Source organism: Enterobacter sp. YSU (genome assembly GCF_016082135.1).
Taxonomy (GTDB): Bacteria; Pseudomonadota; Gammaproteobacteria; order Enterobacterales; family Enterobacteriaceae; genus Enterobacter; species Enterobacter hormaechei_C.
Genome location: NZ_CP059487.1, coordinates 1356840 through 1377684, shown reverse-complemented (window position 1 = coordinate 1377684; position 20845 = coordinate 1356840). Strand labels below are relative to the sequence as shown.

Genomic DNA, 20845 nt, shown 5'->3' with positions numbered 1-20845 from the left:
TGGTGAAAATTTAACCTTGAAATGGGCGGCGCATTGCCGTTATTCTTGTTCCCGTTAAATTTCGCCCTCAGGAGCGCCCCCCAAAAATGAACAAACACGACTGATGAATTTCGATCCTTGCTCAACGCACCGCGTCGGCAGGGGATGTTTTGACTTCATTCAGGAGTGCTTATGGCTCATTTTGCGCAGTCCCCCTCTTTTATTTTGCATCAGGTCACCTGTCAGTTTGCGACGGGCGATATCCTTTTTGGTCCGCTGAATCTTTCTCTGGATGCGTCAGTGTGCGCGCTGGTTGGCCGCAACGGCAGCGGTAAAACACGTCTTCTGCGGCTGCTGGCAGGGGTTGATGAACCCGCCAGCGGTCATATTGAGCGCTTTGGCACACACGTCTATGTGGCGCAGCAGCAGGATATTTCTGCGGATACGACTCTTGCCGGACTGCTTGGTTACGACGCGATCTTTGCGGCGCGCACGCGCATCGACAGCGGTCATTATGAACCCGACGATCTCGACACGCTCGATGGTTACTGGGATCTGGCTGAACGGCTGAGCCAGGCTTTTATCACTGCAAAACTTCCCCCTTTTGACCCGAATAAACGCGCGGCAGAGCTGAGCGGCGGCGAGCGCATTCGTGCCTTGCTGTGCGGCGCATTCGCCGCAGATGCTGATTACCTGCTGCTGGACGAACCGACCAACCACCTCGACAGGCAAGGCCGCGTGTGGTTCTACGAGCAGCTTTCCCGGTATCAGGGCGGGGTGCTGGTGGCCTCCCACGACCGTGAGTTGCTGGCCCAGGTATCGCGTATCCTTGAACTGAGCGCATTGGGCTTGCGCAGCTACGGTGGGAATTATGCTGGCTATCGAACCCAGCGTGATGCTGAGCAGCTGGCTGCCCGCGCCGCGCTGGAACATGCTGCCACCGAACGCAAGCGTACCCGCGCCCGTATGCATAAAGAGCATGACGACAGCCTGCGGCGTTCAGCCAAAACGCTTCGCACGGTCGACAGCCTTAACATCGCCTCGTTTGAACGGGTCAAATACAAAGGGACGGCGAAAGAGCGTATTGGTTCCTGGAAAAAACAGCATAGCGATCAAAATCATGCTCTGAACGCTGCGGTCAACCAGGCACGCGAGCGGGTTGAAGAGGAGAACGCGGTGATGTTTACCCTGCCGGGCAGTGAAATCCCGGAAGGAAAACAGGTGCTGGTGCTGGAAGAACTGGTGCTTCCGCACGTGCCTGTCTCCCCGATAAACTGGCGAATGGATGGCCCGATGCGCGTGGCGCTACGCGGGCCGAACGGCTGTGGAAAATCCACGCTGTTGAAAGTGATGTTGGGCGAAACCGCCCCTGTCACGGGAACCTGTAAGGTCTCCGTCAGGTGTGCTTATCTCGATCAGCATCTTTCCCGGCTGGATCTGTCGCAGTCGGTGATGACTCACCTTAGCCTCGGCAATACGCCGCTCGAAGAAGGGGCGCTGCGTACCCGTTTAGCGCAGCTTCAGCTGGGCGCAGAGAAAGTGGCACTACCACTGGCCGAACTAAGTGGCGGCGAGCGCCTGAAGGCCGCGCTGGCCTGCGTATTGTGGCGTGAAGCGGCAACGCAGCTGCTGCTTCTGGATGAGCCGACCAACCATCTTGATCTGGCCTCTGTTCAGGCTATAGAAGCGGCCTTAGCCGATTACCCCGGCGCGCTGCTGGTGGTGTCGCATGATGAAGCCTTTCTGGCAGGGCTGAAGTTGACGCATGAACTGGTGTGGGAAGAGACGGGATGGCGATGTGAAAGCCTGTAAACACAAGCCCCCGCAAGGGCGGGGGCAAACAAACTTTATCAGGCTAACTGCTTGCGAAGGTCAGGGTTTGCCTGGATCAGGCGCATCAGCTTTAGCTCGGCTGGGGTAGGTTTTTCACGTTTTGACTCCCACTCCAGCACCATCGCTACGCTGACACCCATCGCTCTTGCGAATTCATCTGTTTTCAGGCCCGATCCTTTGCGTAAACGCTCAAATTCACTAAAAGGATTGGACTTTTGATTCAGGGTAACCGTCGGCGGTACATCTTTAAAAATAATCTGTTCCAGGCTGCTCAGCAGCTCAAACTCAGGATCTTTTAATTCCATTGAGAACTCCTCATAAATCACACATCGGGATCATGAACATCAGAGAGCCTGTTAAGAATAGTCCCTAAACCAGACACAGGATCGTCACGGCTGTGATTAATTGTGCGATAACGATCGCTTTACGCGTTTCAGCTATATGGATAGTTATGCTAATTACCTGATTAGTCATATGTAGGGATGCACAGGTATTTTTTTGTAAATAGTCAGTACAAAAACGGGAATACCCGTTTTGCATGAAAACTCTATCTTGCAAGGCTGACCTGGACTATCCTTGTCAGCGTTGGGCACGCGTGTGCCGGTGTGCGCTTTTTGGGTGAAAGGAGTAATAAAATGGCGACAGGAAAGTCCTGCTCTCGCTGGTTTGCGCCTATTGCGGCGTTGTTGATGGTTGTTAGCCTGAGTGGGTGTTTCGATAAAGAAGGCGATCAGCGCAAAGCGTTTATCGATTTTCTACAGAATACAGTGATGCGTAGCGGCGAGCGTTTACCAACGCTGACTGCGGATCAGAAAAAACAGTTTGGTCCATTCGTGTCGGATTACGCCATTCTGTATGGCTATTCACAGCAGGTAAGCCAGGCGATGGATTCCGGTATTCGCCCGGTAGTGGATAGCGTGAATGCCATCCGCGTTCCACAGGATTATATGACCCAGCGCGAACCGCTGCGCCAGTCAAATGGCGCGCTTGGGGTACTGAGCCAGCAGCTGCAAAATGCCAAAATGCAGGCTGATGCGTCGCGTTCCGCGTTGAAGCAGGGCGAGGATCTCAAACCGGTCTATGACCAGGTGTATGAGAAAGTCGTGACCAAGCCGTCAAACGCCTTGCAACCGCTGATCCCGGCGGCGCAGGTCTTTACTCAGCAGCTGGTTCAGGTGGGTGACTTTATTAGTGAACAAGGTACGCAGGTGAGCTTCGTCTCTAACGGTATCCAGTTCCCGACCTCCCAGCAGGCGAGCCAGTACAACGCGCTGATCGGGCCGCTCGCGTCCCAGCATCAGGCCTTTAGCCAGGCCTGGAGCGCAGCGGTCGCTGCTACGGAATAAGAAAAACCCCCGCTTCGGCGGGGTTTTTTTTATGCTTGATGAAAATAACGCTTGTCATTCATCTACCACATCGGTATAACTATGTTCGTCGGTTTGTTACACAGACCTAAAGCAGTTTAGTAAAGCAGTCCAGATTGTTATCCATAGATACCCTTCGTAGTGACCCTTCCTTCATCGCTTAAAAATCTGTAACGCAATCCATCAAGCCGGAAGGCACAATATATTTGTTAATAAGGTAATTTCTATGTCTGCTAAAATGACTGGTCTGGTAAAATGGTTCAACGCTGATAAAGGTTTCGGCTTCATCACTCCTGACGATGGCTCTAAAGACGTGTTCGTACACTTCTCTGCTATCCAGAACGATGGCTACAAATCTCTGGATGAAGGTCAGAAAGTTTCCTTCACCATCGAAAGCGGCGCTAAAGGCCCAGCAGCTGGTAACGTTGTAAGCCTGTAAGCTTCCAACCCAGTAGCACAAAATTCAAAAACCCGCCTTCTGGCGGGTTTTTTCGTATCTACTGTTGTATCTGTGGGTTAACGCAGTTCTTATCCACTTTACCGCCGAGCGCGGCAATCAGATTATCCACGGCGGTCGCCGCCATATTGTAGCGTGTTTCATGAGTGGCAGAGCCGATGTGGGGCAGGGCGACGACGTTCGGCATGGTCAGTAGCGGAGAATCCACCGGCAGCGGCTCCTGTTCAAACACGTCCAGACCAGCAGCGTGGATCTCACCGTTTTGCAGAGCCTCAATCAGCGCCTTCTCATCGACCACCGGACCACGACCCGCGTTGATGAAAATGGCCGATTTCTTCATCTTTTCAAACGCCGCTTTGCCGATGAGATGACGCGTTTCATCCGTCAGCGGCAGGATCAGGCAGACAAAGTCGGCTTCCCGCAACAGCGTATCAAGCTCGCAGTAGCGGGCATTGAAACGTTCTTCAGCTTCAGTGTGGTGACGGCGTGCGTTATACAGAATGGGCATGCTGAAGCCGAAATGCGCGCGCTGTGCCAGTGCCAGACCGATGCGGCCCATCCCAACAATCCCCAGCGTTTTGTCATGAACGTCCACGCCGAACCAGTCCGGGCCAATGCTTTTCGTCCATTCGCCCGCTTTCACGCGCTCGGCCACTTCCACCACGCGACGGGCGGTGCTGAGCACCAGCGCCATCAGCGTGTCGGCGACGGTCTCCGTCAGGGCATGCGGCGTGTGCATCAGCAGGATGTTGCGCGCGTTTAGCGCATCCACGTCGAAATTGTCGTATCCCACCGAAACGGTTGAGGTAGCACGAAGCTTCGGCATTTTCTCCAGCAGCGCTGCATCCACCTTTTCGCTCGAACCCAGCAGGCCCTCGGCGCTGGCAAACGCGTCGGCGTGCTGTGCCACGGTTTCCGGGCTGAGGTTCTTGACCCGGGTAACGGTAAAGTGTTCTTCCAGGCGTTTTTGCAGGTCTTCAGGCAGTGCTTTGTACAAAATGACGGACGGCTTCATGCTAATCTCCGTTGATTTTAAAAGGATTCAGGCGTGGCGTGCGCCGACGGGTAGCTGTTGATTATTAGCAGGCTTAACAATCAGAGTAAGCCATACCGAGGCAAAAAGCGCCACCCCCATAAAGATGTAAGAGGCCGATGGGCTGCCGGTGGCGCCGTTCAGATAGCCCACAAACCACGAGCCAAAGAACGAACCCAGCGCGCCCATACTGTTGATCAACGCCATCGCGCCCCCTGCGACGTTACGCGGCAGCATTTCCGGGATGATGGCAAAGAACGGACCATACGGGGCATACATGGCCGCACCCGCAATCACCAGCAGCGTATACGAAGCCCAGAAGTGGTTTGCGCCCACGGCCCAGGAGCCAATGAAGGCAAAAGCAGCGATCAGCAGCAGTGGCCAGACGAACAGCTTACGGTTTTGCAGCTTGTCCGATGCCCAGGAGACGATAATCATCGCGATGGTCGCAGCCAGGTAAGGCACCGATGACAGCCAACCCACTTCCACCATGCCAAGGTTTTCACCGCCGCTGCGGATAATCGACGGCAGCCACAGCACAAAGCCGTACACGCCAATACTCCAGGTAAAATACTGTGCGCACAGCAGAATAACGTTCCGGGAGCGGAAGGCTTCGCCATAGTTACGCACCGCTTTCAGCCCCTGCTGCTCTTTATCCAGCTGCGCCTGGAGTGCGGCTTTTTCGTCCTCTGAAAGCCATTTTGCCTGGGCTGGCTTATCTTTCACCAGCACCCACCAGCAGAAGGCCCAGATAATCGCGGGAACCCCTTCGATGATGAACATCTCGCGCCAGCCGAAGGACTGGATCAGGTAGCCGGAAACCACCGACATCCACAACACGGTGACCGGGTTACCAAGTATCAGGAACGTATTAGCACGTGAACGCTCAGATTTTGTGAACCAGTTGCTGATGTAAATCAGCATTGCTGGCATGACGGCCGCCTCAACCACGCCGAGAATAAAGCGAATAGCCGCCAGAGCAGGAATGTTATTCACCACGCCGGTAAGCGACGCACAGGCACCCCATAAGATCAGGCAGATGAAAATGAGCTTTCGCACGCTGCGGCGTTCAGCGTAAATCGCGCCGGGGATCTGGAAGAAGAAATAACCCAGGAAGAAGAGGGCACCCAGCAGGGAGGAGACCCCTTTGGTGATCCCGAGGTCTTCGTTGATCCCGGCGGCGGATGCGAAACTGAAGTTGGCACGATCCAGGTACGCCAGGCTGTACGTGATAAACACGATTGGCATGATGTACCACCAGCGTTTTACTGCATTGGTCGAACTGTTCATAGGCTTGCCTCTGTTGTTGAGGTTGTTGCCGCCGTTGTCTGTAGGGTACACGGTGGCTTAATTATCTGGTGCGGATTGCTGCCCTCACCCAGGCCCTCTCCCACAGGGAGAGGGAATTTAGACGCCGAGCTCTGCTCGTGTTGGTAATCCTTCGCTGTCGCCCTGCACCTGAATCGCCAGCGAACCAATTTTGTTGCCTCGCGCCACGGCCTGCGACAGCGGTTTGCCCTCCAGCAGAGCGCTGATGACCCCGACGGCAAACCCATCGCCCGCGCCCACGGTATCGACCACGTTGTCGACTTTTACCGCAGCGACAGCGCCTTGCTCACCGTCGGCAGTTTTGAACCATGCGCCGTCGGCACCGGTTTTCAGCACCACGGCTTTTACCCCTCTGTTGAGGTAAAAATCAGCAATGCCTTCGGGCGTGCTTTCGCCAGTAAGGATCATTCCCTCTTTTATGCCAGGCAGAACCCAGTCCGCCTTAAATGCCAGTCGGTTGAGTTTCTCAGCCATCTCCGCTTCGCTTTTCCACAGCACCGGGCGCAGGTTCGGATCAAAGGAGATGGTTTTGCCCTGCGCTTTCATTGCCGAAGCCGCGTGATCCAGTAAATCGTACGAGCTGGCCGAGAGCGCCGCCGCCACGCCGCTCAGGTGCAGGTGGCGCGCGGAGGAGAAATACGCGGCGTGATAATCATCCACGGAGAGATGGCTTGCCGCTGAGCCTTTGCGGAAATACTCCACGATGGGATCGGTTCCATTTTCAACTTTAGATTTCAGCTGAAAGCCCGTCGCAAAGCGTCCGTCGAGGGTCACGCCTGCGGCATCAATGCCCTCTTTTTTCAGCGAGTCGAGAACAAAATGGCCAAAGCTGTCATTTCCCACGCGGCTTACCCAGCCGACATTCAGCCCCAGCCGCGCAAGGCCGGTAGCAACATTCAGCTCGGCACCTGCCACGCGTTTAATGAAGTACTCCACTGCGCTCAGCTCGCCCGTTTCGGTGGCGACAAACATCGCCATGGCCTCGCCAATGGTGATGACATCCAGCGTCTTGTGCATGGTTTACTCCTCGCGCAGCAGGTTGACGTAATGGCGGGTGACGGCGGTGAGATCCGTCCCTTCCAGCGGAAATTCGATACCGCGTGGCGCATCGGCAGGGAGTTGATTAAGCAGATCCCGCCAGCGAGAATCGGTCTGATCCGGCGCAACGGCGCGGAACTGCGCCTTATGCGGGACTGCGGACTTCACATGAATATAGCTCACGGCGGGAGCCAGCTGACGTGCAGCCTCTTCCGGAGAGTCGCCAACCCACAGCCAGTTGCCCATATCGAACGTCAGCGTGACCGGCAGCGCCATTACCCGGCAGGCGGCTTTGAAGCGCTGCATCGGCGCGAGCTGCCCGCAGTCGGTCTGGTCGTTTTCCACCACCAGCGTCATGCCGCTTTCATCCAGCAGTGCGCGCAGGGCTTCAAGCGGCTGTTTGTCGCTGAAATGACCCAGCGAGACTTTAAGCCACAGCGCGTTCAGGGCGCTGGCTTCGCTAAGGTAGCGCGGGAGATCCGTGTTGAGGGTGCCATCGGGCATAAACAGGGGGGCCGGGGCGGAGTAGCACGCCAGTAAACCCAGCAGTTCAATGGACTCGCCGAGCGCAGGCAGGGCCATTAACTCGTCGTTGCTGAAGAGCTCGCGGCGGATTTCAACGCCATCAGCTCCCGCGCCGGCAATAACGGGAAGCATTGCCCGTTGACCGCCTGCCTGTCGCACCTGATCCGCACCATACGCGGCGGTGACCACCATAATTTTCCTGCTCATTTCCTGACTCCAGAGCGTAATCGATAGTATTACGCTAGATGGAACCGGTTCCAAAGAAAAGATCGGGATGCTGAATTTATGATCGCTGTCACGAAGGGGAAATTAACGGGCAGTAGAGCCGCGAACGATCAGTTCGCCGGAAAAAACCTGCTCGCGTACGGCGTCGCGGGTGCCTTCAATGCGGCGGACCACTTGTTCAACCGCGGCATAGCCGATCTGCCAGGTGGGTTGTTTGAGGGTGGTGATGCCTACGCCAGCAAGTTCTGCCCACTCCAGTTCATCAAAGCCGAGTAAGCCGATGTCGCTGCCCCAGTGCAGGCCAATGCGTTTAAGCGAGCGGGCAACCTGAAGCGTCAGCGCCCCGTTCGCGGAGATCACCGCCTTGCGCATACCCCGATGGCGGGTATGGAACTGGCGCAGAGTATTATCCAGCTGCCCGGCTTCATGCAGGGGGATTTCGGCATTCTCGGCGATCACGCCGGGATATCGCGCCAGCGTGGCACGAAATGCAGCCAGGCGGTCGCGGCGGGTGTTAACCATGCCCAGCGGTTCGCTCAGGAATAAAATGGCTTCGAAGCCCTGTTCAATCAGGTGCTCGGTGGCGGTGGTAGCCGCCTGGGTGTTATCCAGCCCGACCACATCGCAGGCAAATTCCGGGATTTTTCGGTCAATAAGCACCATTGGCAGAGACGATTGTTGCAGACGATTTAGCCCCTCTTCTCGCATCCCGACGGCATTCACCACAATCCCTTCCACCTGATAGCTGCGCAGCAGATCGAGGTAATGCAGCTCCTGATCAACCTCGTTATTGGTGTTACAGACCAGCGGGGTAAAGCCTTTCTCACGGCATGCCGCTTCGATGCCGCTGAGGACGTTTACGGAGTAGGGGTTGGTGATATCGGCGATGATGAGGCCAATCAGACGGGTGCGGCCCCGCTTGAGGCCGCGCGCCATCAGGCTGGGACGGTAGTCGAGATCGGCAATGGCCTGTTCGATTCGCGCCAGCAGCGCATCGGAAAGCAGGTGTTTCTCGCCGTTGAGGTAGCGTGAAATGCTGGTTTTACCGGTTTTGGCGGCTTTCGCCACGTCGCTGATGGTGGCCCGGGTTGGTTTGATCATCGCTGATTTCCCTGAATTTAGTGAGAATACCTTAGCGGGAAAATCTGGCGAATCAAGCAATTTGCCGGGTGGCGCTGCGCTTACCGGAGGTTGCGGTCTGATGCCCTCACCCCAACCCTCTCCCACGGGAGAGGGCGCAAACACTAAAAACGGCAACGGGGTTGCCGTTTTGCTTTTACCTACTGCACCGGGCTTAACGTAATCTCAACGCGGCGGTTCTGCGCTTTGCCTTCCGCCGTGCTGTTGCTGGCGATCGGGTTAGCCGGACCCATGCCGCTGGTGCGGATGCGGTTCGCTTCTACGCCCTGGGCGATCAGCGAGCTGGCCACGGAATCGGCGCGCTGCTGGGACAGACGCATGTTCAGATCCTGGCTGCCGGTGCTGTCGGTGTAGCCAATCACGTTCACGGCAGTTTTATTGTACTCTTTCAGCACCGCGGCCACGCCGGTCAGGGTGTTTGCGCCGGCGGGTTTCAGCGTCGCGCTGCTGCTGTCAAAGGTCACGTTGTTTGGCATGTTCAGGATGATGTTGTCACCGCTGCGCGTCACGCTCACGCCCGTACCTTTCATTTTGTCACGCAGTTTTGCTTCCTGCACGTCCATGTAATAACCCACGCCGCCGCCCAGGGCTGCGCCTGCCGCTGCGCCAATCAGCGCACCTTTGCCGCGATCTTTCTTGGAGGAGGAGAGTGCGCCAACGCCAGCTCCCACCAGGGAACCAATACCCGCGCCAATGCCGGATTTGCCCGCTTCGCGTTCACCGGTGTAAGGGTTGGTTGTGCAGCCAGAAACAGCCAGTGCGCCGCTCACCAGAGCGGCAATAACGAGTACGCGTTTTTTCATCTTATTTCCTTAATCCTTTTTATTCTTTGCCACGATGGACGTGGCAGTGGATTATGACGTCCGGATACGGAGAAAATTCAGTGTATAACTCTGAAATTTGTCACAAACGATAAACTGCCTCAATGAAAGGCCGAAACACCTGCACGCAACCAGGAGCGCACGCTTTGAGCACCTCAACAAAAACCATTCTGACCGCCGCCCACTGGGGGCCGATGCTGGTCGAAACCGATGGCGACACTGTGCTGTCGTCTCGCGGGGCTTTGCCTTCGCGCCATCTCAACTCTTTACAGACCGTCGTTCGCGATCAGGTACACAGTAAAACCCGCGTCCGCTGGCCGATGGTGCGTAAAGGCTTTCTGTCGTCACCGGATAAGCCGCAGGGTATTCGTGGGCAGGATGAGTTCGTACGCGTGAGCTGGGACGACGCGCTGGCGCTGATCCATACCCAGCATAAACGCATTCGCGACAGCTATGGCCCGTCGTCCATTTTTGCTGGCTCCTATGGCTGGCGCTCGAACGGCGTGCTGCATAAGGCCGCAACCCTGCTGCAACGCTATATGAGCCTGGCCGGAGGATACACCGGCCATCTGGGCGATTACTCGACCGGCGCGGCGCAGGCGATCATGCCGTATGTCGTGGGCGGGAATGAGGTTTATCAGCAGCAGACCAGCTGGCCGCTGGTGCTGGAGCATGCGGAGGTAGTGGTGCTCTGGAGCGCCAACCCGCTCAATACCCTGAAAATTGCCTGGAATGCGTCCGACGAGCAGGGCGTTTCCTACTTTGATGCGCTGCGCAAAAGCGGCAAGCGCATCATCTGTATCGATCCGATGCGTTCTGAAACGCTGGATTTCTTCGGCGACAGCGCCGAGTGGATCGCGCCGCATATGGGCACCGACGTGGCGATGATGCTGGGCATCGCCCACACCCTGGTGGAGAACGGCTGGCACGATACGGAATTTCTGGCGCGCTGCACCACGGGTTTCGATAAATTTGCCGACTACCTGACGGGACAAACCGACGGTATCGCCAAAACCGCAGAGTGGGCTGCGGCGATTTGCGGCGTTGATGCCGTTAAAATCCGCGAACTGGCGACGTTATTCCATAGCTGTGTCACGATGCTCATGTCCGGCTGGGGGATGCAGCGCCAGCAGTTTGGCGAGCAGAAGCACTGGATGCTGGTGACGCTCGCCGCGATGCTCGGGCAGATTGGCACACCCGGCGGCGGTTTTGGGCTTTCCTATCACTTTGCTAACGGCGGCAACCCGACGCGAAAAGCCGCGGTGCTGGCCTCCATGCAGGGCTCGGTGCAGGGTGGCGTGGACGCGGTAGATAAAATTCCGGTGGCACGCATTGTTGAAGCCCTGGAGAACCCAGGCGGGTTTTATCAGCACAACGGCCAGGATCGGCATTTCCCGGATATTAAGTTTGTCTGGTGGGCGGGTGGGGCCAACTTCACCCATCACCAGGATACTAACCGCCTGATCCGCGCCTGGCAGAAACCGGAGCTGGTGGTGATCTCGGAGTGCTTCTGGACCGCGTCAGCGAAACATGCTGATATCGTTTTGCCCGCCACGACCTCGTTCGAGCGTAACGATCTCACCATGACGGGGGATTACAGTAATCAGCATATGGTGCCGATGAAGCGCGTCGTGGCTCCCCGGGATGAAGCGCGGGATGATTTTGATGTCTTTGCCGACCTGAGTGAAATGTGGGAAGCGGGCGGTCGGGAGCGTTTCACCGAGGGCAAAACCGATCTGCAATGGCTGGAAACGTTTTACCAGATTGCCAGCCAGCGCGGGGCTGCGCAGGGCGTGACGCTGCCGCCATTCGCTGAGTTCTGGGAGGCGAATCAACTCTTCGAAATGCCGGAAAGCGAGCAGAATGCGCGGTTTGTGCGCTTTGCTGACTTCCGTCGCGATCCGGAGAATCATCCGTTAAAAACCGAAAGCGGGAAGATTGTGATCTACAGCGAACGCATCGCCAGCTTTGGCTACGCGGACTGTCCGCCACATCCGGCGTGGCTGGAGCCGGACGAATGGCATGGCAATGCGCAGCCGGGGCAGCTTCAGCTGCTGTCTGCCCATCCCGCCCATCGTCTGCACAGCCAGCTCAACTATTCGGCTTTGCGCGAGCAGTATGCGGTGGCGGGTCGTGAGCCGATTGCGCTGAACAGCGATGACGCAAAGGCGCGGGGGATTAACCACGGCGACCTCGTTCGGGTCTGGAACGCGCGCGGGCAGGTGCTGGCAGGCGCCGTGGTGAGTGACGGGATCCGCCCTGGCGTTTTCTGCATTCATCAGGGCGCATGGCCGGATCTGGCGCTGGACGAGGGCGGTATTTGTAAGAACGGCGCCGTAAACGTGCTGACCAAAGATCTCCCCAGCTCGAAGCTGGGGAATGGCTGCGCGGGGAATACGGCGCTGGCATGGGTGGAGAAATATGAGGGGCCGGCGCTTACCCTTACGGCGTTTGATCCGCCTGCCAGCTCATGATCCACGTCGGGTGTTGGGTATCATCCTGCCAGGCGCTGTCTTCGATGCGAAAACCCTGAGCATGATAGAAATTCACCGCCCGCACGTTTTTCTGATACACCTCCAGAGTTAAATACGGATAGTGCTGCTGAACGTGGTTCAGCAGCGCACGCCCGATCCCCTTTCCGATGAACGCCGGGGCGATAAACAACGCCCCCACGAACTGGAACTGCATGACGCTGATAAAACCGCACAGGGTACCGTTTTCTTCCCAGACCCAGGTCTCGGCGGCGGGAAGGTATTCATCCCGCACTACCGCTTCATTCGCTTGCCAGTAACTTGCGTCGATAAACGGATGCGCCTCGGTGGTGCTCTCCAGCCACAGACTCAAAAGCGGAGCGGTGTCCTCACTTTGCCATTTGCGGATCATGGTGGCCCTCCGGATGGCAGAAGCAGCCCGTAATGTGGTCATTGACCAGCCCGCAGGCCTGCATAAAGGAGTAACAGATGGTGGTGCCCACAAACTTAAAGCCGCGTTTTTTCAGCGCTTTCGACAGGGCATCTGAGGCGGGGGTCGACGTTGGGATCTCTGCAAGCGTGGCGGCCTGCGTCACCTTCGGCTCGTTATCCACAAACGACCAGACGAATGCTGAGAAGGGTTCGCCGTTTTGCTCCATCGCCAGATAAGCACGCGCGTTACCAATAATGGCCTGAATTTTACCGCGATGGCGGATGATACCGATATCCAGAACCAGCCTTTCCACGTCGTCGTCGGTCATGGCGGCAACCGCAGCCGGATCGAACTGGTGGAAGGCTTTGCGATAGTTCTCACGCTTTTTCAGAACGGTGATCCACGACAGTCCGGCCTGCTGGCCTTCAAGGCAAATCATTTCAAACAGTTTTTTACCGTCGGTTTCCGGTACGCCCCATTCCTTGTCGTGATAATCGATATAAAGCTGATCCTGGCTTACCCAGCCGCAACGTTGCATAGGTCATCTCCCTTCCTGATACGGTAAACGCAAAAATTTCAATCTGCCCGGCTTGACGTGTCTGCTAAAGAGACAATAGTTAATACAGGGCTATACGCCCTAATACCTCTTCGAACAATGACATATATCGCCGAACTCGGCTCTTTCTGGAGTCGCTTTGATGATGATAAAAAAATCAGTGGTCGCCATGCTGCTTCTGGCCTGGTGGGTGTTTCAGTCTGCCTGCTTTTTTGTAACACCGCTTTTGCGTGGCAACAGGAATATATCGTTTCAGATGCTCAAAGTAATACGATGGAACGCTATACATGGGACGCCGATCACCAACCTCGTTATGAAGATATTCTCGCGGAGCGTATTAACCGCACGCAGAATGCTGCGGGGTTTACCCTGAACGATCCCTCCGGTTCGGATGCGGAAACCGTTCTGAGCGTTGGCTGGAATTTTCCCGTGGCGGGACATTTCACCACCGGGCCCGTAATGGCGTGGCGCACTGATGACGCTCCCTCCGCACCAGTGAATGCGTTTGAGGATACAACCACCACGCAGTCGCTTACCGATCCACTCTGGCATGCCAGCGTGAACTCATTGGGGTGGCGTGTCGATACGCAGTATGGTGATTTACACCCCTGGGCGAAGATCAGCTATAACCAGCAAACTGAAGAAGAATATTTATATACGCTGGGATTGAGCGCCAAATTTTAAAGGGTTGTCACTTTTTTAAACGCTGCGGTAACATATTTAATACAATAACGGCAGGGACTGTAGCGATAGTGATCGCTCACCTTTGAGCTTTTTCTTCTCCGGCAAGGTCATTCATTCCCGCTTCCAGGCATTTCATTCCGTTTCTCCTGCATTTCATGCCGTTTTACCCCTGGCGTTATGGGGTTTTGTTTATCGTGTCCTCAGCGAATTTCCTTAACTTATCTTGCAGGACACTGCCATGAACACATCAACTTATAACCGCACGCGTTGGCTGACGCTATTCGGCACCATCGTTACCCAGTTCGCACTGGGATCGGTCTATACCTGGAGCCTGTTTAACAGCGCCCTGTCTGATAAGATCGGCGCGCCGATAAGCCAGGTGGCGTTCTCCTTCGGCTTGCTGAGTCTTGGGTTAGCAATTTCCTCTTCCGTGGCGGGCAAACTTCAGGAGCGCTTCGGCGTGAAGCGTGTAACCATGGCCTCCGGGATCTTGCTGGGCGTGGGCTTCTTCCTGACGGCATATTCCGACAACCTGATGATGCTGTGGCTGAGCGCCGGGGTGCTGGTGGGGCTGGCGGACGGCGCAGGTTACCTGCTGACGCTGTCTAATTGCGTGAAGTGGTTCCCGGAGCGTAAAGGGCTTATCTCCGCGTTTGCCATCGGTTCATATGGCCTGGGCAGCCTCGGCTTCAAATTCATCGATGCGCATCTGCTGGCCTCGGTGGGGCTTGAGAAAACCTTTATGATCTGGGGCGTGATTGTGCTGGTGATGATCCTCTTCGGCGCAACGCTGATGAAAGACGCGCCGCAGCAGGAAGTGAAAACCGTTAACGGTGTGGTGGAGAATGATTTCACCCTTGCACAGTCCATGCGTAAACCGCAGTACTGGATGCTGGCGGTGATGTTCCTGACGGCCTGCATGAGCGGTCTGTATGTCATCGGCGTGGCGAAAGATATCGCGCAGGGAATGGTGAAACTGGACGCGGCGACGGCGGCGAACGCGGTAACGGTCATCTCCATCGCTAACCTCTCGGGTCGTCTGGTACTGGGTATCCTTTCTGACAAAATCGCCAGGATCCGTGTGATTACGCTGGGGCAGGTGATCTCCCTGGTGGGGATGGCAGCGCTGCTGTTCGCTCCGCTGAACGAAGCGACATTCTTTGCGGCGATAGCCTGCGTAGCCTTTAACTTTGGCGGCACCATTACCGTCTTCCCGTCGCTGGTGAGCGAGTTCTTCGGGCTGAACAATCTGGCGAAAAACTACGGTGTGATTTATCTCGGCTTCGGTATCGGCAGTATTTGCGGATCGCTGATTGCCTCGCTGTTTGGTGGCTTCTACGTGACATTCTGCGTGATATTTGCCTTGCTGATTATTTCACTGGCGCTGTCCACCACGATTCGTCAGCCGCAGCGCGAGGTATATAAAGAAGCGCATGCATGATTCGATAAAAAGGGGCCGCAGGGCCTCTTTTTTTATCGCCATATCACTTCCGGACTTGTTATTTTGTAAAAATTTTCATCGATTCACATTCTCTGCTGCCACTTTTCTTCCTCGCTGTGGTCTACTTATCGCGCTTGTAGACGTTTCTGATAACGGTTTATCTCGCACCTACTTACTCTGTCTGCTTTCTCAATGAGATTCGGCGGGTCTTTATACCCCTTCCCCCAGGGTTGTTTGCATGAAATATATCAGGTCTCTTACCCAGCAAAGATTGTGTCTGATGCTGGCTGTCTATATCGGTTTGTTTCTGAATGGCGCGGTGCTGTTCAGAAGAGTGGAAGGTTATTTTGAACACCTCACCGTAAGAAACGGGATTTTCGCCGCGATTGAAGTGTTTGGCTCAATTCTGGCAACCTTCTTCCTGCTACGTCTGCTCTCGCTTTTTGGCAGACGTACATGGCAGGTTCTGGCCTCGCTGGTGGTGATTATCTCTGCCGCCGCAAGCTATTACATGACATTCATGAATGTGGTCATTGGCTACGGTATTGTGGCCTCGGTGATGACCACGGACATCGACCTCTCGAAAGAGGTGGTGGGGCAAGGGTTCATCATGTGGACGATTTTGACCTGCCTGATCCCGCTCTTCTTTATCTGGAGTAATACCTGTCGCTATACCCTGTTACGCCAGCTGCGTACCCGTGGGCAACGCATCCGCAACGTCGCCGTCGTTCTTCTGGCGGGTCTGCTGGTATGGGCGCCTATTCGCCTGATGGAAAAACAGCAAAAGCGGATCGAAAAAGCGACAGGCGTAGATATGCCAAGCTACGGCGGCGTGGTGGCTAACTCGTATCTGCCGTCTAACTGGCTGTCGGCGTTAGGTCTTTATGCCTGGGCCCAGGCGGACGAATCCAGCGATGTGAAATCGCTGATTAACCCGACCAAAAAGTTCACCTACCAGGCTCCGGCTGACGGGCTGGATGATACTTACGTGGTCTTCGTTATCGGCGAAACGACGCGCTGGGATCATATGGGTATTCTCGGTTATGACCGCGATACCACCCCGAAACTGGCGCAGGAAAAGAACCTGGTGGCATACCGCGGCTACTCCTGCGATACCGCCACGAAGCTTTCGTTGCGCTGTATGTTTGTTCGTGAGGGCGGTGCGAGTGATAATCCTCAGCGCACTCTCAAAGAGCAAAACGTGTTTGCTGTTCTGAAGCAGCTTGGATTTAGCTCCGATCTGTTCGCCATGCAAAGTGAGATGTGGTTCTACACCAACACCATGGCGGATAACATCGCCTACCGCGAGCAGATTGGCGCCGAGCCGCGTAACCGCGGAAAGAACGTTGATGATATGCTGCTGCTCTCTGAGATGGAACAGTCGCTGAAAAACCATCCGCAGGGTAAGCACCTTATTGTTCTGCATACCAAAGGTTCACACTACAGCTACTATCAGCGTTACACGCGCGATTTCGCCAAATGGACGCCTGAGTGCGTCGGCATTAACAAGAACTGTAGCAAGCAGGAGCTGATCAATGCCTATGATAACTCGATTCTGTATGTGGATACCTTCCTCAGCCGGGTGATCGACCAGCTTCGCGATAAGAAAGCGATTGTGATTTACGCGGCCGACCACGGCGAGTCCATCAACGAGAAAGAGCATTTACACGGCACGCCGCGTAAGCTGGCCCCGCCTGAGCAGTTCCGCGTGCCGATGATCATGTGGATGTCGGATAAGTACCTGGAAAACCCGGACAAAGCCAAAATGTTTGCCCATCTGAAACAGCAGGCAGAGATCAAGGTACCGCGCCGTCACGTTGAGCTGTACGACACCATTATGGGTTGTCTCGGCTATACCTCACCGAACGGTGGGATTAACGAAAACAACAACTGGTGTAAACTCCCTGATAACACCACAAAAGCCGCGCAGTAGCTGGTCTGGCGAGAATATCGCCAGTTGAATGGCTTTTTGAAAATAAGGGATTGACGGGGGCGCACCTCAGCAGTAAGATGCGCTCCGCATTCGGCGAGTAGCGCAGCTTGGTAGCGCAACTGGTTTGGGACCAGTGGGTCGGAGGTTCGAATCCTCTCTCGCCGACCACATTCTAAAAAGGGCTAACCGCAAGGTTAGCCCTTTTTGCATTAACGCGTTACCCCGCACGAGTCCTCAAAATACCCCTTAGCCCTGCTTCCCCCTGCCTGCTTGCGGTTTTGTGACATAATCCATTGTATTTTTTTATATATAGTTTGATCTTTTTTCGCGTTGCTTATGGATAACCTCAGCATTTTTCGCTGTGCGTTTTAACGTTCGCGGTATTTAGTGCTCAGATAATCACCATTCTGTAAGAAAATTTACCCATTCTGAATAAAACTTAATCACTGAGTGTTGCGAAATATGAAGATAATTGTGCTGCATCATGGCGAGTAGCATAAATTTCTCTGCTGAAAACTCACGGTCAGGGTTTTTTTAATCTTTGTTTGCGGTTTCTCACACTCCACGTAAATCCCCGCCACCTGTATTGACGTTTTCACATTCTGTTGACAGATTGTAGGGCACGAGGGGCATTTCAGGGAGGATCTGCGCTGCAACTCAAACGCTCTTCTGAAAGGATTCTCTATCCCTTTTAACGCCTTCGGGCATCACCGACCGGACCGGGTAAAAAATAAATAAAGGTCAGGCGGCGTAACACAACAAAGCAAAACATCACATTGGAGCACAATAATGAGTATTTCCTTGAAGAAGTCAGGGATGCTGAAGCTTGGTCTGAGCCTGGTGGCCATGACCGTTGCAGCAAGCGTACAGGCAAAAACCCTGGTTTACTGTTCTGAAGGCTCTCCGGAAGGCTTTAACCCACAGCTCTTTACCTCTGGTACGACTTACGACGCAAGCTCTGTACCGATCTATAACCGTCTGGTTGAATTTAAAACCGGCACCACGGAAGTAATTCCTGGCCTGGCTGAAAAGTGGGATATCAGCGAAGACGGTAAAACCTATACCTTCCACCTGCGCCAGGGCGTGAAGTGGCAGGACAGCAAAGAATTTAAACCTACGCGCGACTTTAACGCCGACGACGTTGTGTTCTCCTTCGACCGTCAGAAAAATGCCCAGAATCCGTACCATAAAGTGTCTGGCGGCAGCTATGAATACTTCGAAGGGATGGGTCTGCCAGACCTGATCGCTGAAGTGAAAAAAGTGGACGATAAAACCGTTCAGTTTGTGCTGACGCGTCCGGAAGCGCCATTCCTGGCTGACCTGGCGATGGACTTCGCCTCGATTCTCTCTAAAGAGTACGCTGACAACATGCTGAAAGCCGGCACGCCGGAAAAAGTGGACCTGAACCCAATCGGTACCGGCCCGTTCCAGCTGCTTCAGTACCAGAAAGATTCCCGTATTCTGTATAAAGCCTTCCCGGGCTACTGGGGCACCAAGCCGCAGATCGACCGTCTGGTCTTCTCCATCACGCCTGACGCATCCGTGCGTTACGCAAAATTGCAGAAAAACGAATGTCAGGTGATGCCGTATCCAAACCCGGCTGACATCGCGCGCATGAAGCAGGACAAAAATATCAACCTGCTGGAGCAGGCGGGCCTGAACGTGGGTTATCTCTCCTTCAACACCGAGAAGAAACCGTTCGATGACGTGAAAGTGCGTCAGGCGCTGACTTACGCGGTGAACAAAGAAGCGATCATCAAAGCCGTTTACCAGGGCGCGGGCGTTGCGGCCAAGAACCTGATCCCACCAACCATGTGGGGTTATAACGACGACATTAAGGACTACACCTACGATCCTGAGAAAGCGAAAGCGCTGCTGAAAGAAGCGGGCCAGGACAAAGGCTTCACCGTCGAGCTGTGGGCGATGCCGGTACAGCGTCCTTACAACCCGAACGCACGTCGTATGGCGGAAATGGTTCAGGCTGACTGGGCGAAGATTGGCGTACAGGCCAAAATTGTGACCTACGAGTGGGGCGAGTACCTGAAGCGCGCTAAAGCGGGCGAACACCAGGCGGTCATGATGGGCTGGACCGGCGACAACGGGGATCCGGACAACTTCTTCGCGACCCTGTTCAGCTGTGCGGCAGCGAAAGACGGTTCAAACTATTCTCGCTGGTGCTACAAGCCGTTTGAAGATCTGATCCAGCCGGCGCGTGCGACCGACGATCACAACAAACGTATTGAACTGTACAAGCAAGCTCAGGTTGTCATGCACGATCAGGCTCCGGCGCTGATTGTTGCTCACTCCACCGTGTACGAGCCAGTGCGTAAAGAAGTGAAGGGCTACGTGGTCGATCCACTGGGCAAACACCACTTCGAAAACGTGTCTGTTGAATAATAAGTAGGGTGTTCTCCCTCTCCCTTTGGGAGAGGGCAGGGGTGAGGGTCGTGCATGCACCCCCTCACCCTAACCCTCTCCCACAGGGAGAGGGAATTTACATTTGTGAGCAATACAGACGTCACGCCACTGGGCGTGCGTCATCAGAGAGAATCCGGGTTATGTTGCAGTTCATCCTCCGACGTCTGGGACTGGTTATCCCGACGTTTATCGGTATCACCCTTCTCACTTTTGCCTTCGTCCATATGATCCCGGGTGACCCGGTAATGATTATGGCAGGCGAGCGTGGTATCTCCCCTGAACGTCATGCGCAACTGCTGGCTGAACTCGGCCTTGATAAGCCGATGTGGCAGCAGTATCTCCACTATATCTGGGGCGTGTTGCACGGCGATTTAGGGATTTCACTGAAAAGCCGTCTTCCGGTGTGGGACGAGTTCGTACCGCGCTTTAAAGCGACGCTGGAACTCGGTATCTGCGCCATGATCTTCGCGACCGCGGTAGGGATCCCCGTTGGCGTACTGGCTGCCGTTAAGCGTGGCTCTATTTTCGACCACACCGCTGTTGGCCTGGCACTGACCGGCTACTCTATGCCTATCTTCTGGTGGGGCATGATGCTGATCATGCTGGTCTCGGTGCAGTGGAACCTGACGCCGGTCTCCGGACGCGTCAGCGACATGGTTTTCCTTGACGACACCAACCCGTTAACCGGCTTTATGCTGATTGATACGGCGATCTGGGGCGAAGAGGGCAACTTCATTGATGCGGTTGCGCACATGATCCTGCCTGCAATGGTGTTGGGCACCATCCCTCTGGCGGTGATCGTGCGTATGACCCGTTCCTCCATGCTGGAAGTGCTGGGCGAGGATTATATTCGTACAGCCCGCGCTAAAGGCCTGACCCGTATGCGCGTCATCATCATTCATGCCCTGCGTAACGCTATGCTGCCGGTGGTGACCGTTATCGGTTTGCAGGTCGGTACGCTGCTGGCGGGGGCGATCCTGACCGAAACCATCTTCTCCTGGCCGGGTCTTGGACGCTGGCTGATTGATGCGCTGCAACGCCGTGACTATCCGGTTGTGCAGGGCGGTGTACTGCTGGTCGCGACGATGATTATCCTCGTCAACCTGCTGGTCGATTTGCTGTACGGCGTGGTGAACCCGCGTATTCGTCATAAGAAGTAAGGGGC

At 55.3% G+C, this 20845-nt stretch carries 18 protein-coding genes and 1 tRNA gene; 10 read left to right on the top strand and 9 right to left on the bottom strand.

Going from position 1 to position 20845, the window contains the following annotated elements:
• Positions 1-171: 171 nt before the first annotated feature.
• Positions 172-1791: an ABC-F family ATP-binding cassette domain-containing protein gene (locus H2Z33_RS06670; protein WP_063134719.1), complete on the top strand. Its 1620-nt coding sequence runs from the start codon at positions 172-174 to the stop codon at positions 1789-1791.
• A 38-nt stretch (positions 1792-1829) separates the two neighbouring features.
• Here the strand turns inward: H2Z33_RS06670 and H2Z33_RS06665 are convergent, their stop codons facing one another.
• The gene (locus H2Z33_RS06665) at positions 1830-2117 is read right to left on the bottom strand and encodes an HTH-type transcriptional regulator (protein WP_003860776.1); all 288 of its coding nucleotides are present in this window, start codon (positions 2115-2117) and stop codon (positions 1830-1832) included.
• A 330-nt stretch (positions 2118-2447) separates the two neighbouring features.
• Here H2Z33_RS06665 and H2Z33_RS06660 point away from each other — a divergent pair, with 330 nt between their 5' ends.
• Positions 2448-3158 (top strand): DUF3053 domain-containing protein, encoded by a 711-nt coding sequence (locus H2Z33_RS06660; protein ID WP_017383576.1) that lies wholly within the window; start codon positions 2448-2450, stop codon positions 3156-3158.
• A 244-nt stretch (positions 3159-3402) separates the two neighbouring features.
• Entirely contained in the window at positions 3403-3615 is a 213-nt protein-coding gene (gene cspA, locus H2Z33_RS06655) for an RNA chaperone/antiterminator CspA (RefSeq protein WP_003860775.1), read from the top strand.
• 58 nt (positions 3616-3673) lie between these two features.
• Here cspA and ghrB read toward each other — a convergent pair whose 3' ends face one another.
• From ghrB to H2Z33_RS06625, 6 genes are all read right to left on the bottom strand, one after another.
• Positions 3674-4648 (bottom strand): glyoxylate/hydroxypyruvate reductase GhrB, encoded by a 975-nt coding sequence (ghrB, locus tag H2Z33_RS06650; RefSeq protein WP_047062489.1) that lies wholly within the window; start codon positions 4646-4648, stop codon positions 3674-3676.
• Positions 4649-4675: 27 nt separating this feature from the next.
• Entirely contained in the window at positions 4676-5956 is a 1281-nt protein-coding gene (locus tag H2Z33_RS06645) for an MFS transporter (RefSeq protein WP_001089079.1), read from the bottom strand.
• A gap of 117 nt (positions 5957-6073) precedes the next feature.
• Positions 6074-7012, bottom strand: a complete 939-nt coding sequence (locus tag H2Z33_RS06640) for a sugar kinase (RefSeq protein ID WP_063134720.1) — start codon at positions 7010-7012, stop codon at positions 6074-6076.
• Between the two features lie 3 nt (positions 7013-7015).
• Positions 7016-7765 (bottom strand): sugar phosphate isomerase/epimerase family protein, encoded by a 750-nt coding sequence (locus tag H2Z33_RS06635; RefSeq protein ID WP_033486944.1) that lies wholly within the window; start codon positions 7763-7765, stop codon positions 7016-7018.
• Between the two features lie 102 nt (positions 7766-7867).
• Entirely contained in the window at positions 7868-8884 is a 1017-nt protein-coding gene (locus H2Z33_RS06630) for a LacI family DNA-binding transcriptional regulator (protein ID WP_015569988.1), read from the bottom strand.
• 179 nt (positions 8885-9063) lie between these two features.
• Complete coding sequence (locus tag H2Z33_RS06625) at positions 9064-9726, bottom strand: OmpA family lipoprotein (RefSeq protein ID WP_015569987.1); 663 nt, start codon at positions 9724-9726, stop codon at positions 9064-9066.
• 122 nt (positions 9727-9848) lie between these two features.
• Here H2Z33_RS06625 and H2Z33_RS06620 point away from each other — a divergent pair, with 122 nt between their 5' ends.
• A complete protein-coding gene (locus H2Z33_RS06620) occupies positions 9849-12218 on the top strand; it encodes a molybdopterin guanine dinucleotide-containing S/N-oxide reductase (RefSeq protein WP_063134721.1) in 2370 nt (789 codons plus the stop codon).
• Here the strand turns inward: H2Z33_RS06620 and H2Z33_RS06615 are convergent.
• A complete protein-coding gene (locus tag H2Z33_RS06615) occupies positions 12187-12627 on the bottom strand; it encodes an N-acetyltransferase (RefSeq protein ID WP_015569985.1) in 441 nt (146 codons plus the stop codon). The two genes, H2Z33_RS06620 and H2Z33_RS06615, sit on opposite strands and share 32 nt — an antisense overlap.
• Entirely contained in the window at positions 12605-13186 is a 582-nt protein-coding gene (gene tag, locus H2Z33_RS06610) for a DNA-3-methyladenine glycosylase I (RefSeq protein WP_063134722.1), read from the bottom strand. Before tag ends, H2Z33_RS06615 begins: the two co-directional genes overlap by 23 nt.
• A 117-nt stretch (positions 13187-13303) precedes the next feature.
• On the opposite strand from tag, the gene H2Z33_RS06605 reads away from it, so the two are divergent.
• From H2Z33_RS06605 to dppB, 6 genes are all read left to right on the top strand, one after another.
• Positions 13304-13888: a hypothetical protein gene (locus tag H2Z33_RS06605; RefSeq protein WP_063134723.1), complete on the top strand. Its 585-nt coding sequence runs from the start codon at positions 13304-13306 to the stop codon at positions 13886-13888.
• A 238-nt stretch (positions 13889-14126) separates the two neighbouring features.
• Positions 14127-15329 (top strand): MFS transporter, encoded by a 1203-nt coding sequence (locus H2Z33_RS06600; protein WP_015569982.1) that lies wholly within the window; start codon positions 14127-14129, stop codon positions 15327-15329.
• Between the two features lie 238 nt (positions 15330-15567).
• The gene (gene eptB, locus H2Z33_RS06595) at positions 15568-17262 is read left to right on the top strand and encodes a kdo(2)-lipid A phosphoethanolamine 7''-transferase (RefSeq protein ID WP_017383570.1); all 1695 of its coding nucleotides are present in this window, start codon (positions 15568-15570) and stop codon (positions 17260-17262) included.
• A 91-nt stretch (positions 17263-17353) separates the two neighbouring features.
• Positions 17354-17430, top strand: a tRNA-Pro gene (locus H2Z33_RS06590).
• 621 nt (positions 17431-18051) lie between these two features.
• Positions 18052-19659 carry a dipeptide ABC transporter periplasmic-binding protein DppA gene (dppA, locus tag H2Z33_RS06585; RefSeq protein WP_003860756.1) on the top strand — a complete coding sequence of 536 codons (1608 nt, stop codon included), beginning with the start codon at positions 18052-18054 and terminating at the stop codon, positions 19657-19659.
• Positions 19660-19820: 161 nt separating this feature from the next.
• Positions 19821-20840 carry a dipeptide ABC transporter permease DppB gene (gene dppB / locus H2Z33_RS06580; protein ID WP_006810536.1) on the top strand — a complete coding sequence of 340 codons (1020 nt, stop codon included), beginning with the start codon at positions 19821-19823 and terminating at the stop codon, positions 20838-20840.
• The last annotated feature ends 5 nt before the right edge of the window (positions 20841-20845 follow it).

What these genes read in the sequence shown, in the direction of transcription:
- H2Z33_RS06605 (WP_063134723.1), top strand. Translation starts at nt 13,304, where the DNA reads ATGACATATATCGCCGAACTCGGCTCTTTCTGGAGTCGCTTTGATGAT.
- H2Z33_RS06625 (WP_015569987.1), bottom strand. Translation starts at nt 9,726, where the DNA reads ATGAAAAAACGCGTACTCGTTATTGCCGCTCTGGTGAGCGGCGCACTG.
- H2Z33_RS06615 (WP_015569985.1), bottom strand. Translation starts at nt 12,627, where the DNA reads ATGATCCGCAAATGGCAAAGTGAGGACACCGCTCCGCTTTTGAGTCTG.
- tag (WP_063134722.1), bottom strand. Translation starts at nt 13,186, where the DNA reads ATGCAACGTTGCGGCTGGGTAAGCCAGGATCAGCTTTATATCGATTAT.
- eptB (WP_017383570.1), top strand. Translation starts at nt 15,568, where the DNA reads ATGAAATATATCAGGTCTCTTACCCAGCAAAGATTGTGTCTGATGCTG.
- H2Z33_RS06660 (WP_017383576.1), top strand. Translation starts at nt 2,448, where the DNA reads ATGGCGACAGGAAAGTCCTGCTCTCGCTGGTTTGCGCCTATTGCGGCG.
- H2Z33_RS06620 (WP_063134721.1), top strand. Translation starts at nt 9,849, where the DNA reads ATGAAAGGCCGAAACACCTGCACGCAACCAGGAGCGCACGCTTTGAGC.
- H2Z33_RS06640 (WP_063134720.1), bottom strand. Translation starts at nt 7,012, where the DNA reads ATGCACAAGACGCTGGATGTCATCACCATTGGCGAGGCCATGGCGATG.
- H2Z33_RS06670 (WP_063134719.1), top strand. Translation starts at nt 172, where the DNA reads ATGGCTCATTTTGCGCAGTCCCCCTCTTTTATTTTGCATCAGGTCACC.
- cspA (WP_003860775.1), top strand. Translation starts at nt 3,403, where the DNA reads ATGTCTGCTAAAATGACTGGTCTGGTAAAATGGTTCAACGCTGATAAA.
- ghrB (WP_047062489.1), bottom strand. Translation starts at nt 4,648, where the DNA reads ATGAAGCCGTCCGTCATTTTGTACAAAGCACTGCCTGAAGACCTGCAA.
- H2Z33_RS06630 (WP_015569988.1), bottom strand. Translation starts at nt 8,884, where the DNA reads ATGATCAAACCAACCCGGGCCACCATCAGCGACGTGGCGAAAGCCGCC.
- H2Z33_RS06645 (WP_001089079.1), bottom strand. Translation starts at nt 5,956, where the DNA reads ATGAACAGTTCGACCAATGCAGTAAAACGCTGGTGGTACATCATGCCA.
- dppA (WP_003860756.1), top strand. Translation starts at nt 18,052, where the DNA reads ATGAGTATTTCCTTGAAGAAGTCAGGGATGCTGAAGCTTGGTCTGAGC.
- H2Z33_RS06665 (WP_003860776.1), bottom strand. Translation starts at nt 2,117, where the DNA reads ATGGAATTAAAAGATCCTGAGTTTGAGCTGCTGAGCAGCCTGGAACAG.
- H2Z33_RS06600 (WP_015569982.1), top strand. Translation starts at nt 14,127, where the DNA reads ATGAACACATCAACTTATAACCGCACGCGTTGGCTGACGCTATTCGGC.
- dppB (WP_006810536.1), top strand. Translation starts at nt 19,821, where the DNA reads ATGTTGCAGTTCATCCTCCGACGTCTGGGACTGGTTATCCCGACGTTT.
- H2Z33_RS06635 (WP_033486944.1), bottom strand. Translation starts at nt 7,765, where the DNA reads ATGAGCAGGAAAATTATGGTGGTCACCGCCGCGTATGGTGCGGATCAG.